This window comes from Caballeronia eucalypticola, assembly GCF_047608185.1.
Classification (GTDB): domain Bacteria; phylum Pseudomonadota; class Gammaproteobacteria; order Burkholderiales; family Burkholderiaceae; genus Caballeronia.
The window spans coordinates 28262-42194 of sequence record NZ_JBLKRU010000060.1; the positions used below are offsets into that span (position 1 = coordinate 28262).

10 protein-coding genes are annotated in these 13933 nt (G+C 55.8%); 4 read left to right on the plus strand and 6 right to left on the minus strand.

Translation table 11 applies throughout. The features are described from left to right. Nucleotides 1-68 precede the first annotated feature (68 nt). A complete protein-coding gene (locus tag ACMX25_RS36525; RefSeq protein WP_414954745.1) occupies nucleotides 69-995 on the minus strand; it encodes a YihY/virulence factor BrkB family protein in 927 nt (308 codons plus the stop codon). A gap of 141 nt (nucleotides 996-1136) precedes the next feature. Then, nucleotides 1137-4286 carry an error-prone DNA polymerase gene (locus ACMX25_RS36530; protein WP_414954746.1) on the minus strand — a complete coding sequence of 1050 codons (3150 nt, stop codon included), beginning with the start codon at nucleotides 4284-4286 and terminating at the stop codon, nucleotides 1137-1139. Nucleotides 4287-4808: 522 nt separating this feature from the next. Here ACMX25_RS36530 and ACMX25_RS36535 point away from each other — a divergent pair. Both ACMX25_RS36535 and ACMX25_RS36540 read left to right on the plus strand, forming a co-directional pair. Further along, entirely contained in the window at nucleotides 4809-5171 is a 363-nt protein-coding gene (locus ACMX25_RS36535) for a hypothetical protein (RefSeq protein WP_414954747.1), read from the plus strand. A gap of 31 nt (nucleotides 5172-5202) precedes the next feature. Continuing rightward, nucleotides 5203-5403: a hypothetical protein gene (locus ACMX25_RS36540; RefSeq protein WP_414954748.1), complete on the plus strand. Its 201-nt coding sequence runs from the start codon at nucleotides 5203-5205 to the stop codon at nucleotides 5401-5403. Between the two features lie 128 nt (nucleotides 5404-5531). Here ACMX25_RS36540 and ACMX25_RS36545 read toward each other — a convergent pair whose 3' ends face one another. The 3 genes from ACMX25_RS36545 to ligD form a co-directional block, all read right to left on the minus strand. Continuing rightward, nucleotides 5532-6374: a tetratricopeptide repeat protein gene (locus tag ACMX25_RS36545; protein WP_414954749.1), complete on the minus strand. Its 843-nt coding sequence runs from the start codon at nucleotides 6372-6374 to the stop codon at nucleotides 5532-5534. After that, the gene (gene ku / locus ACMX25_RS36550; protein WP_414954750.1) at nucleotides 6371-7297 is read right to left on the minus strand and encodes a non-homologous end joining protein Ku; all 927 of its coding nucleotides are present in this window, start codon (nucleotides 7295-7297) and stop codon (nucleotides 6371-6373) included. The genes ACMX25_RS36545 and ku overlap by 4 nt, the downstream gene beginning before the upstream one ends. A 192-nt stretch (nucleotides 7298-7489) precedes the next feature. Beyond that, on the minus strand, nucleotides 7490-9991 hold the full coding sequence (gene ligD / locus ACMX25_RS36555; RefSeq protein ID WP_414954751.1) for a DNA ligase D: 2502 nt from the start codon (nucleotides 9989-9991) through the stop codon (nucleotides 7490-7492). A gap of 646 nt (nucleotides 9992-10637) precedes the next feature. On the opposite strand from ligD, the gene ACMX25_RS36560 reads away from it, so the two are divergent. Continuing rightward, nucleotides 10638-12053, plus strand: coding sequence for a tyrosine-type recombinase/integrase (locus ACMX25_RS36560; protein ID WP_414954752.1), 1416 nt, complete (start codon nucleotides 10638-10640; stop codon nucleotides 12051-12053). A 1-nt stretch (nucleotide 12054) separates the two neighbouring features. Next, nucleotides 12055-12510 carry a hypothetical protein gene (locus ACMX25_RS36565; protein ID WP_414954753.1) on the plus strand — a complete coding sequence of 152 codons (456 nt, stop codon included), beginning with the start codon at nucleotides 12055-12057 and terminating at the stop codon, nucleotides 12508-12510. Here ACMX25_RS36565 and ACMX25_RS36570 read toward each other — a convergent pair. Next, nucleotides 12475-13833 (minus strand): IS4 family transposase, encoded by a 1359-nt coding sequence (locus ACMX25_RS36570; protein ID WP_436231370.1) that lies wholly within the window; start codon nucleotides 13831-13833, stop codon nucleotides 12475-12477. The genes ACMX25_RS36565 and ACMX25_RS36570 overlap by 36 nt on opposite strands. Between the last annotated feature and the right edge of the window lie 100 nt (nucleotides 13834-13933).

The window sequence follows — 13933 nt, forward strand, 5'->3', positions numbered from 1 at the left end:
TTCAGCGTCGGTCGCGCGGCAAATCTCAGTATGTTGATTTCCACTGGAAACTGACCCACCGTTTTCATCTAAGATGGTCCCACACCTTCGGGCGGATGCTGGCTTTGTACTCCGGGTGCCTTTGGCCTGCAAGCTGGCTCAAGTAGCGCAGTGACTTCCGCGCCAATCAGAAATACAGCGGCTGAAAAATACAGCCACATCATGAGCACAGCCAGTGAGCCTGCAGCACTAAAAGAGCCAGCAGTTGCAGCGTGGGCGAGGTAAAGCCCAAACAGGTGTCTTCCTACTGAAAACAACACGGCCGCTACAACGCCGCCGACCAGCGCATTCCAAAATCCGACGTGGACGTCGGGTAGCCATTTAATGAGCGCACCGAAGCCTACCGTCATAACCACTAACCCAAAAATCGTCTGAGCGACCGCAACAAGAACTAGCATCGTGATGCTGCCAAGAACCGCATGTCCGACCGTTTGTATCGCCGCATCGAGTACCAGCGAGACCACAAGCAGGAAACCAAAGCCCATCACGAAGCCAAACGAGACCAAGCGGGCACGCAACAGCAACGCGAGTCCGGAGATACCCTTTGGCGCCTCGACCTTGAAGACAATATCAAGCGCGGTGTTCAGCGAAGAGAAAGTTGCTGAAGCACCGACCAACAACAACGCCACCGACAGTGCTGCAGCAATTCCACCGCCGCTCGCGCGGTGAGCGTGTTCTACCATTGTCTGCATTGCACCAGCAGCCTCCGGACCGGTGATGTCTTTTATCTGCTGGAAGAGTCGTCCTTGAGCCGCGTCTTTCCCGAAAAACCAACCGGCAACCGCGAGGACAATAAGAAGAGTTGGCGCGAGCGAAAATGCTGAGTAAAAGGCAATGCTGGCTCCGAGCGAGGTACAGCGGTCAGAGAGGAAGTTGGTGACAGCGCCGCGCGCGATTTGAATGAATTTCCCGCCAGCCGACCGACGATTTGAGACCTGTTCCTGGTTGACGTCCATTTCAGCTCCTGTAGTCAGCAGTTCTGATTCGATTCCTCGTGGCCCCAACTCAACTCTCGTCGTCACATTGGTAGCGGAGGATGCACTTACTGTAAGCGGCCTTAAGCTTGAGTGAACCGCAAGGGTCGTTCCATATGCGATTCAGCAGAAATTCCGGCTCACCGTTGCTAAGCCGCCTAGCAGATGCGACATATCAACAAGCCGTTGCGCGACAAGATGTCGAACCTCGCCTTCGCATTGCCAGGTGCCATAGACCGCCAGCAGGGTCGCGCTCAGCGCCTCGCGACGTTGTTTCTCAAGCAAACTTGGCCAGACGATGACGTTCACGTTTCCGGTTTCGTCCTCGAGCGTCACAAACATCACGCCCTTCGCGGTGCCAGGCCGCTGCCGAACCGTGACGAGCCCGCAGCCTCGAGCAAGCTTTCCATTGCGATAGGTCCGCAACGTCGCAGCAGTCATTAGGCGAGCCTCGAGCAATTGCGGTCGCAGAAGTTCGAGTGGGTGCCGACCAAGCGTCAGCCCGAGGGACTTATAATCGCCGATGATGTTTTCGGCTTCCGAAGGCGCGCCCAGCATTGGGGTTTCATCCTCGACTTTCGCTATTGCGAGCATGTCCTTGTCAGGCGCAGCGGCTACCGACTGCCATAACGCCTCGCGTCGGTTTCCCGCCAGTGACGAAAGTGCATTTGCTGCCGCGAGAACTTGAAGGTCGTGCCGGTCCAACTGCGCTCGACGAGCCAGGTCATTCACGTTTTCAAATCGCCTAACGGCGCGCGACGTCTCGATGCGTTCCGCTGCGCCATCGCGCATACCTCTCAGTAGCGAGAGTCCAAGTCGGACGGCAACTGTCTTGCAGTTCTCCGGTCGCTCGAGCACGGAGTCCCATCCGCTGACGGTCACGTCGACTGAATTCACTACCACACCGTGCCGCTTTGCGTCCTGCACGAGTTGTGAAGGGGAATAAAATCCCATCGGCTGCGAGTTGAGCATGGCGGCCAGAAAAGCCGCTGGTTCATGGCACTTTAGCCAGCTGCTTGCGTACACAAGCAAGGCGAAACTGGCAGCATGACTTTCGGGAAATCCGTATTCCCCGAATCCCTTTATTTGTTCGAAGATGGCTTCGGCGAAATCCTTCTCGTATCCGCGTTCCGTCATGCCGTTCACGATTCGGTCGTAGTATTTTTGCAGGCCTCCTTTACGCTTCCAAGCCGCCATGGCTCTTCTCAGTTGGTCGGCTTCTCCGGCGGTAAAGCCTGCTGCGAGCATGGCAACTTGCATGACCTGCTCCTGAAATATTGGCACGCCCAGTGTGCGCCCAAGTGCGATTTCCAGTGCCGCGCTTGGATACGTGACAGGTTCGAACCCCTGGCGCCTGCGCAAGTAAGGATGGACTGCGCCACCTTGAATCGGACCCGGCCGAACTATCGCGACCTCAACGACGAGGTCGTAAAACGTTTCTGGCCGCAGCCGAGGCAACATGCTCATCTGTGCACGCGACTCAATCTGAAACACGCCGACAGTGTCCGCTTGGCAAATCATCTCGTATGTCTTCGGGTCTTCAGCCGGAATGTCCTGCATCTCAAATCGCTCCGCACGTTCTTGCGAGACGATGTCGAGCGTTCGCCGGATGGCGGAAAGCATTCCGAGTGCGAGGACGTCAATCTTCAGGAGGCCAAGCGCTTCGAGGTCGTCCTTGTCCCATTGGATGGCGCTTCGGTCAACCATCGCCGCATTTTCAACCGGCACCAACCGGGTCAGCTTGCCTCTGCTGATGACAAAGCCGCCAGAGTGTTGCGACAGGTGACGGGGAAAATTGAGTATCTGGCCCGCGAGCGAGGCCCAAGAAACAATCAACGGGTTCTCGGGGTCGAGCCCAGACTCGGCGAACCGCCTGAGCAAGTCATTTGAGTCGTCAAACCACTGGTGGGACTTGGCGACACGGTCGACGATTTGCGGGTCGACGCCGAGTGCTTTCCCGGTCTCACGTAGTGCACCGCGCGGTCGATACGTAGACACTGCGGCCGCGATGGCAGCGCGGTCGCGTCCGTACTTCGTATAGATGTATTGAATGACTTCTTCGCGCCTCTGGTGCTCAAAGTCAACATCAATGTCTGGCGGCTCGCCACGCTCCTTACTGATGAATCGCTCGAAGAGCATGTTGCCGCGCGCCGGGTCGACTTCGGTCACCCCTAAGCAATAACAGACAGCAGAGTTTGCGGCTGACCCCCGACCTTGGCAGAGAATGTGTTGGCTTCGGGCAAAACGTACGATGTCGTAAACCGTCAGGAAATAGGCTTCGTATTCGAGCTCGCGAATAAGCTGCAGTTCGTGTTCTATTTGCGTCTGCACGGCGTGCGGGATACCCAACGGGAACCGTCGGTGAGCGCCGATGTACGTTTCCTGCCGGAGGTAGTCCTCATGTGTATAGCCAGCAGGGACGAGCTCATCGGGGTATTCGTATTTCAGCTCGTCCAATGAGAAATCACATCGCTCAAGCACGTTCAGCGTTTCGGCCAACGCGTGCTCGGGATACAAATTAGCGAGACGTAGCCGTGAGCGCAAATGCTGCTCAGCGTTCGGAGTCAGTTCATAGCCGCACTCGGCAACAGGCTTCCCGACGCGAATTGCCGTCATCGTGTCTTGCAACGGCTTTCTGGAGCGCACGTGCATTAAAACGTTGCCAGTTGCAACGACCGGGAGGAGATGGCGCGATGCAACGACTTCAACTATGCCCCGGTGGACGTCATCCATCGCGCGCTGATGCAGTACCAGTCCCACCCAAGCCCGGTTGGGAAATGTCGCGGCCATCCACTCAACTTGATAGGCCAACGCTTCTTCTTTGGCAGGAAAGTCCGGAATGAGAATGGCGAGGCAATCGGGCATACCACGAAGATGCGTGTACGGCTTGTCCGGCCGAGCCAAGTCCTGTGGCGTGAGCACATAACTGCCTTTCGGCGCACGCATTCGCGCGAGGGTAATGAGCTCAGACAGGTTGCCGTATCCCTCACGATTCTGGGCCAGCAGGATAAGGCCAAACGCGGGCGTCTTATCTGCGTGTACCAGCTTGAAATACGAGCCAATGACAAGGGGAAGCTTTTCCTCCTTTGCTTGCACATGCGCGCGCACGACTCCCGCAAGGGAGCACTCGTCAGTTACGGCAAGCCCTGAGTAACCGAGCTGTGCCGCGCGCATTACTAGCTCCTCACCTCGCGAGGCTCCACGGAGAAAGGTGAAATTCGAAAAAGAGAAAAGCTCCGCGTACGCGGGCAGCACCGAAAATGTTGAGTCCACGATTCATCATCCAAACAAATCGTGGAGAGGCCACCGGCTTCGCCCCGCGTCTGCACGGCTGCCCCTGCTGTAACACATGCAGTTCCAGCTCTTGCCGACTATTCGAGCAACGAGGTGTTCGTAACGAATAGGACTGCGAAAAAATGGCCTCGCCGCCTGAATGCCGTGCTGGTGTCCCGGCGATTCGACAGGCCATATGCGGTCGAATCGTCGAGCCAGGCACGTTGACTCAATCCTTACAGACGCGTTTGCTATGCCCACTGTTATCCCAGGCGCAAGTACGTGTTGCACCCCGCGACGCGGCGCAAGAGCACTGACTTGCGATTGATTCAACGTGGAGAACATGGCGGAAATACCTGTATAGATGTACAGTACTTTAACACCGATTCGAACCTTACAACGTCGCATCGAGTGCGGAGTCTCATGCGGCCTACGGCCCGCTGACGCATGCATGATTCAGCCAGCTCAGCCAGGACGTGCGCTTTTTACCGCAGCCAATGCTGCTCAGTGCGGAGGGGGACTATGTTCGAAGAATTTATCGGGTTGCCATTGCTCACTGACGCACACAGGTCAGTGCTTCGCTGCTTCCTCGCGGTGAGCGATGTTGCCTCGCTGTCTCTGCAAGGCAGTTGGCTCAGCAACGACAACCTTGTGGAGTCGACGCGCATCTGGCTGCAACAGAACGCGCTGACGGCAAGCTGGCTCGAACGAATCGAAGTTGTCGCACAAGCGCGTGAAATCGCCCGGGAGGTGGTGGGGTGCGGGCTGAGCGATAGCGATGACGCTCGGCCCGACCACCTTTTCACTACCGTGATGACCGTGAAATACGGTTCGCCGATAGTTGCCAAAATTTGGAGGCAATGTAACAGTGCAGTTTCACACTGACACATCAGCTCTTGGAACCGCAGGCCTGAGAATGGAACCCGAAAGTTATAACGGTTACACAATCTGGGGGCACGCCATTTCGCAGCAAGATGGTTATGCGGCGAGCGGCAGTATCACGCTAGGAACGAAGCTGGTCGGCGGCTCGGGTGTGCTCGCGACGTGCTCAACCGAAGATGAGGCTCGGCTCATTGGCCTTGATTGGGCGAAAGCGTGGGTGGACACACACGGCTGACGCGTTGCTCCTTTTCCTCTCCGGGCATCGCAAGGCTCCTTGCATGGATAGTAGACGGTGTGTTCCGTTGTGCGGCGGACTGGAAGGCGGTTTAACGAACACGACCACCGCAAAGTCGCGTGGCGTCGTCAGCCGATGAGCCTGCGATACGCATTGAGGTGCCGCAAAAGTCCTTGTTTGTCGCCACTTATCTCACTTAACCGCGCCACGTTGAAATGAGCGTCGGCATGTGTGGGGTCAAGCTCAATGCATCGCTCATACGATGCCACGGCAGCCGTGTGGCGCCCTAACTCCTCGAGCACAACGGCGCGGTTGAAGTGCAGCAGGGCGTCGTCAGGAAAATGCGTCAACGCGACGTCAAATATGGACAACGCTTCGTCGCACCTGGATTCAGCCTCGCATAGCAACACGCCGAGATTTGTGTAAGCGTGGTAGTGCGGCTTCGAAGCCAACGCAAGCGTTTTCCGATAAGCCTGCTCCGCACCAACGGCGTCGGTATCCGTCAGTTGCTCCGCGAGCGCGAACCATTCATCTGCCTGTTGCTCGGGGCTTTTGAGGTTTTCGGGAGACGAATCAAGGAACGCAACGTTACCCTTGATTGGCGCGACTTCAAAATCAAGCAGGAGTTGACCCGACGTTGCGTCCCACTGTGCATGTCCGGTTTTAACAGCTATAGAGTCGCCGACCGCCGTGATGCGGATGCCGGACAATGGAAGTTCTTCAGGGAGGTCCGCTCTCAGCTTCGCCAATGCTCGCAGAATTTTGCCCGATGCAAATTTCGCCGATTGCAATTGGAATGCCGTACGCAAGAGCACAACATCCTGAAACGAAAACCTGAGTTCGTTACGCCGCCCGCGCGAGGGCTGCACAAATCCGGCGTCTATCAAGCCAGACAGCACTCGGCGCGAAACGCCTAACAGCGATTGCAGAGTGCGCAACGAATAGTCGTGAGACGCCGTCCGTCTTGTCACTTGCGTGCCCGAACCTTTGCCGGAGGCGCTTCCTCCACCTTGGGAGCGGCACGCTTGACAGGTCGTCGGGGTTTGGCGGAAAGTCCTTCGACATCAGCGGATGCTTTTTTGGCCGCCGCCGGCTTGGGCGGCACCGCTCTTTTCGCCTTGTTGACGTTAAGGCTCGCACGGAGCGCTTCCATCAGGTCAATAACCTGACCTCCCGGCTCACCGGCCGGTGCCTCGGGAGAGACAATCTGTTTGCCCAGAATTTTTTGGTCGATAGCTTCGAGAATGCGCTTTTTTTCCTCGTCTTCGTACGCTGTAGGGTCGTAGGCGTCTTCCGACACCTGTTCGATAATTTGCAGCGCCAGTCGCAGTTCCGTATCGGTGACGGCGACCTGCTCAACATGCAGGTCGCTCAATGCCCGCACCTCGTCGGCAAACAGCAATTGCTGAAAGACCATCCCGTCTTCTGCGGGCCGTATCTGAACGATTCGAGTCTTTCCCTTGTACGACCATTTTGCTAGCGCGCAACGCTCACTTTCTCGCATGGCCCGCTGAAGAAGGCTGTAGGGTTTGCCACCCCGTTTGTCCGGAGCGATGAAGTACGCTTTGTCGTAGTACAGAGGGTCCACCGACTTTTCCGGGACGAAGGAGACAATCTCAACAACATGGCTCGCTCCTTCCTCGAGCGCCTTCAACTCGTCGGGAGCGAAGACAACGAACTGTCCCTTTTCAAATTCGTAGCCTTTCTTCATGTCGGCGCGAGCGACAACAGCACCAGTTGCCTCTGATATGTACTGCTGCTTGACCCGACCGCCTTCCGGCGTTAAAAGATTGAAGCCGACACCGGCAGTGCTGTCCGTAGCTGAAAACAGCTTCACGGGTATCGACACCAGCCCGAAGGAAAGCGTCAGCGATGCGATGGAACGCGCTGCCATGTCATTCTCCAGATAACTAGCGTCAAAGGGGCCGAAAAGCTGCGGCTTCGTCTCGCCTGTCGCGTTAAGCCGAGGCTGTTCCATCGACGGTTGAGCACGTCACGTGCCGGTTTTTGTTGCGAATTCAGCCGTTCCGTCGCTCAACGCAAACACTTGCAATCTGCAGCAGGGTAGAACACTGCGCCGATAAGTTCATCGTAGACGCTTTATTGCAGATGCCAACGACTGTCCCGTCAACCAGTACGCTTGCCAAGGGTCATGCGTTTGAAAGCTGAGATATTCTCTCGCCGTTTGCACAGTCCACTGCGCGCCGCTCTTGAGCTCCGACAGTAGCTCCCAGGAAACCGGCATCGAGACACCCATCCCGGGCCGTGCGCGCGCGGAGAATGCAGTGGCAGTCGTTTGTGCCTTCCCGTTGCGCAGATAGTCGACGTAGACCTTGCCAATTCTGTTGGCTGGCCCCGATGTCGCCGAAAAGCGGTCCGGAATGGCCTTCGCCAGATGTCGGACGAACTGCTGCGAAAACAATTTCACAGAGTTGTAGTCGAGCCTAGGTGTCAGCGGTACGACAACATGCAGCCCCTTGCCGCCGCTTGTCTTAAGCCAGGCCTTCAGGCCCAACTCCGTCAGCAAGGTCTGGACGAGAAGCGCCGCTTCCTGAATCTGCTGCCATTTCACTCCTTCGCCCGGGTCGAGGTCGAAAATAACCCTGTCGGGCTTGTCGATGCGTTGAACCGTTGAATTCCAGGTGTGAAATTCAACGACGTTTATTTGGACCGCCGACATCAGTGCGTCCAAAGTGTCCACGGTCAGCAGCGGAGGGTGGTTTAGCCACAAGTCGCGGTCGTGTGCTTTGAGACCGGGCATGCCCGTCTTCTCGGCATGTTTCTGGAAAAACAAGTTGGCAGTGGTACCGGAAGGCGCACGAACCATAGCAAGCGGCCGGTCCTTCAGGTGCGGCAACATCCATGGGACTACGCTTTCGTAGTACCTAAAGAGTTCGAGTTTGGTGACGCCGCTCGACGGGTCAACGACACGTTCAGGATGCGTGACCTTCACCTGAGAGGCGGGAGCAGGCGACAATGCCGCTCCGGCCTCCCGAACGACCCTGCGCGCCGGCTTGTCGATACGTAGTCCCTTGAACGACGCCTGCCGCACGTTGCCATCCGCAGTCCACTCAGCGAACTCAACCTCGGCAACAAGGTCAGGTCGAACCCAGCGCTCACTTCCGGATGCACGCTTGGACCAGCGGCCCGGCTTCGCCACGGCGACGTCAAACGGCGCCGCTTCAACCTCAAGTGGCAACAGGCGCACCCACAAGTCCCGAGCAGTCCGCGCGTCCCAGCCGGTGCCGACGCTGCCCGCGTCGTGAAGCTTCTGGCCGACGTAGTAGCCGAGCAGCAAGCTTCCGACCTCGCCGTCCTTGCCTCCTCGAGCGGTGAGACCGCAGATGACAAACTCCTGCCGCAGCCGGCACTTTGCCTTCAGCCATGTCTGCGTCCTTCCTGACTCATAGCGCGCGTCGCGGCGCTTCAGCATAAGACCTTCAAGACCCAATCCCGCAGCGGCTTCGAATATGTGAGCCGGCGGAGCGTCGAAATCCTGGCTGAACCGAATACGGTCTCCGTCGCTTCCGAGCATCTGCGAAAGGAGCGCGCGCCTCGCCCACAGCGGGACGTTTCTTAGGTCCTGCCCGTTAAAGTAAGGCAGGTCGAAGAGAAAGTAGACGATTTCCTTATTTGCGGTACTGTCTATCGCATTTTGAAGAGCTCCGAAATCGGGCAGACCGTCTTTAAGCACGACAATCTCGCCGTCCAGCCATGCGCTGAACACAGACAGATGCTCGACTTCTGCGGCCAAACTCGCGAGCTTCTTCGTCCAGTCGTGGCCGCCACTTGTGAACAGTCGCGCACGCCCTTTGTCGACACGAGCAAGCATGCGATAGCCATCGAGCTTAGTCTCGACTATCCAGTCGCCGCTTGTCGGCAGCGACGACGCCAATGTCGCCTTCTGTGGCTCAAGTTTGGCCAGAAGCGGCGCGCTAACTGCAGCGGAGAGGTCCACTACTTGCTCGCTGCGGCGCGCGGCTTTGGGCTCTCTCTCTTCGACCAGCCCGAGCGGCTTCGCGACAACACTGTCGGGAAGCGCCTTGATGACATCGTATCGCGCAAGCGGTTGCGCCCACGCGTCGCGCTTCTTGAAAAGCATCCATTGGTCCTGCTTGTCTTCCGGCTTCGATATCCGCACCAGCTCCCACATGCCAGCTAGCTTTTCGCCATGGAGCTGGAAGAGCAGCTTGCCGGCGGTCATTCCCTTCAGCGGGTCCCCGACCGGCTCCCACGTTCCCCGGTCCCACACTATGACGGTGCCCGCGCCATATTGCTTGGATGGTATGGTGCCCTCGAATGTCGAGTACTCGACCGGATGGTCCTCGACGTGGACAGCTATCCTCTTTTCTTTCGGGTCGTAGCAGGGCCCCTTCGGTACGGCCCACGAAAGTAGCACCCCATCCAGCTCGAGCCGGAAGTCGTAGTGGAGCCGGCTAGCCCAGTGCTTTTGCACGACGAAACTCGGATGTCCGAGGCGGACGAGCGCGTTCGCATCCGACGGCACGGGTTCGGGCGTGCCGCTAAAATCCCGCATTTTTCTGTAGCGGGAAAGAGGCTGAGATGTCGTGTCGCGCGCTGAGACCATGACTGTAGTCTAAGCCCGCCAATTCACGGCGGTCCGAAAAGTGACGTTCGGGGTCGCTACGGTTCTCATTGCGCGGCGGCCTTATTCTGGAACACTGACAAATGCAGTTGGGCTACTAGCGTCATCTGGTTTGCGTCTCAGAGCTCCCTAGCTTTTTGAAGTCCACGTCTTAAATGACCACGACCGGGTAGGTGGTCTGCAAGCTTATCCATGTAGGCCCTCGCACCGCCGCCGACAACGATAAATTTAATGTGCCGAAGTGAAATTGTATTCGCAGCATCTGCGATAGAAACCTTTGATTGCCGTTTATCCATCTGAAAAATTGAAGGTTGTTGAAAAAATCCAAAAATTGGAATTCGTGCGACTGTTCAAAGTAGAAAGTAGGAGGTTAGTGCGTAATCAAATCAATAACGAAGCATTTACGACGTTTTCAATTATTTGATAATCTAGGTAATGCGCAAAAATCCTTCAATAACCAAATAAAAAATCTAACTGGATGTTTGCCGGCCTATTTAGAAGGGTATATGTTTTATCTTTCGATTATTTTAATTCTAAGGTGGTGTTTACCTTTTATCGATATGAATTCTTGTTTCGCCAAATTAGATGTGCCATTGTTCCGATGCACCGTATTCGACAAGGATTTCCGATGTACCGAAATTTAACCCTTCTGATTGATGCGGAGAATGGAAAAAAGAGACACCGTCTCATTGGTCCAGCGGGGCAACCGGTCCTTAGCTTCAATTTGTTTGACGATTGGATGCGCAAACACAAATATTCAAGAAATTGTCATATTGCGTACGCCCTTCATGTCGCCCACGCCATTGACTATATGTTCGAAGCATCAACGACGCAAACCGCGTTTCACACTTCGGAAGGCATGCCAGGGCTATTGCTTGAAGAAATACTGGAAAGTTACGAGGACTACCTGATTGAAGGTGGGAGCTCGGGAAATCCAATAGCTAGGTGTGTGAATGAATCAATCCCATCCCCAAATATCTCATATGCCAGTTCGGCAATAATCCATGCCGCGCTGCGCAAATTTTTAAAGATTTCCGAAAAACTTCGCCGAGAGTTGATTGAGCTGGTTCAATTAGGTCTGTCGCGAAGTCACGTGTTGGACGAACCGTTTTTTCCTCAAATGAACGCCCGCCAAGAGATTGCTGGGGTTCAAAAAACCGCAATATTGCAGTCTTCGATACTTGGAGGAATGGTATCTGGAGGGCCGAAGACTTTAGAAATGAAGATTGTCCGAACGGCGCGATTGCCAACGGCCGGCCGTCGTCACAAGGCATTTCCTTTCGACGAAATCATCCCATTTTTGATTTCCCTGACAACATATCGGGATAAAGCGCTCTATTCCCTGATAGCGGCAAGCGGTGGACGAATCCACGAAGGAACACAGTCGCTTTTCGACGATGTCGACATCCGAGAGCAAACCTTTCGCTTCGTCAACCCCAAGGTCCGACCGATGAACGCGAGCTATCTTGCGCTGACGCCGTTGCAGCGAGAGCAGCTCTCTTGGAAAGGCCGGGCAACCGACGTTACCTTCCTGATTGAACCCTTCGTGACGATGTTCTTTGAGTCGTTCGAAAAATATATGAAACTCGAATACATTCCACATGGCCAGCACAGATTTATCTTTCAATGCCTTAGGGGAAGGAACGCAGGTGCTCCTTATTTTCTTTGCGACCCTAGCTCTCGACTGGCGACATTTGCTGCGGCGGTCAAACGGTCAGGTAGCTGCGCTGACATCGGCGGTCCTCATTCTTTGCGGCATGCCTATGGCATATACCTACTAAACTATTTTCCAAGGTCAGATAAAGGTTTTGGACTTCCACTTTCCCTTGTTCAACAGATTATGGGACATAAGCTAATAAAAGATACTGCGGTATATGCTCGTCACGACGCTGACTTAATTCAATACGAGCTGAAATATGCGAACGCAGTAGTCTTCGGAAGTGGTACCCCATTATCGGTGCTTGAGATTAAACGTGCAGCGCTAAATAACTCTCTTCAGAAAGTGGAGCGTGAGTTGGCTCAACAAGTATTCTCAAGGAAGTAATGTGATTAATACTACCGACAACATAATTTTGTTCACCTTATCTCAAGATGACCTTGAGGAGGCGGTGCGCGACGCGTTGGGACTCGCCTCGTATGGGATATTAGATGCATATCGGCTTTCTGATTTAGATTTAGGGAGAGTCACTACGAAGTCATTCCAAGAAGTTGCTTTCGCGAAGTTCGTCGAACTAAAAATTCTTCCTAGCGCTGATATGGTATTCGACGAAGCCTACGTCATTAATGCGCTTGAGATTTATCAAGGGCGTTGGGAAGAATATTCGGAGGAGCAGTTTTATTTGTTTAATGGAAACAGTTTAAACGAAGAATTTGTTTTTAAAAAGGTTTATGCCCGGGTTATGCGACAGGGAATCGGGGTCTTCCTTGTCGCCTTGTATGCGCTGAAGGCGATTATTCTCATTCCCTTATACAGAAGTGTCGTCACCATCGTCGTCGCGTAAGAGGCGCAATGTTTTTGCAGCGACATGAACTTCTCGGAGGCCGAGCCAGATGGTCTTTGCTCCGGGTTCGCCATCGCCCTTGCGGCCAAGGAAACCTCCCAGGCGCGCGATCAGTCGCAATACTTCGTTGAGCTTCGGTTGGGCCGGCGCTCGGGTTTTCGTGAGCAGGTAGGCGGAGCGAATTTCATCGGGATCGAAGAACAGGTGCGCGTCCAGATCCGGGCAGGTTCGTCCGAGCCGCATCAAATAAGCCACACGCCAAGCCACCACCAGAAACAGCGCTAACGCGCGCTCGAGCCGTTCGATCGTGCCCAACTGAAGCGCCTCGACACGGCACGCGTTCTTCAGGATGTTGAACAAGATTTCCACTTCCCAGCGCGCTCGATACCAATCGATCAGTTCGACTGCCTCCTCCACCGTGCTGGCCGTGCGATTGGTCAACAGACGCCATTCGATCGGCTTAACGCCCGCAGGAGCCTCGAACTCGCGCGCGACCAGGCACGTCGCAGCGATGCACTTGCCTTTGCCCGCGGGCAACTCCACGCGTTGCACCCACAGATGCTGGCGCACCGTGCGTGCTTTGACGCCATGGCGCGAAGCCATCGTGAAGGCGATTTGCCCGACAGCTTCCCCACGGCTCGTGCGCTCCCACAGCTTGTCTCCCTCCGGCAGGCAGCGATTATGAGCGGCTCGTACCAGCCAGTCGGCCGGCGTGCCCAGCTCCTGCGCTCGCAACATCAGCGACATCAGATCCGCTTCGCGGTCGGCCACATACACCAAACGCGTGGAGGGCAGGCTCGGCGCCATTTCGGCAATGCGCTCATAGCCCTCGATCCAGCGCACACTCTCCTTGAGTCCGCCACGCTTGCCGGATTCGTCCTTCTTCTCCCGCGCCCACATCCACGCATCCAGAATGCCCAACGGCTCGCGCTGCGGCGTAACCGCGTAGGTCGGGTGCAGATACATGCCCCGCTGGGCTTCATAGCTCAGCGGCCCGAGTCCGATCGCGCCTTGTCCATTGAAATCCAGCTCTGATGTGTCCTGCACGCAGAGCACGACACGATGGGCCTGCATGCGCTCCTGCGTCTGCTGCCAATGCGGCTCCAAAATTGCATGCCATTCGACCTTGTCGTTGTCGAAGAAGCGGTACGCCGCCATCGTCTCGCCCCAGCCCTGGCATGCCTTGGGCACGCTGGCCATCGGGTCGGCCGCCATTCTTTCCATCAAAAGCCTCGCTCGCTTGTTCAGGCGCGCATCGCCGAGCTCGAGCTGTTTGAATTCCGTCTGGGTCCAGGGCGTCGATTCGGTGACCAATGCGTCCACTCAAAAAGCAAGAGTAAACGCGATCCGCTGAAAGTTTACAAGCGCAGCGCTACGTCATTGAAAGTAAACGCGTTCTTCCGCGCACGACGCCTTGGGCTAC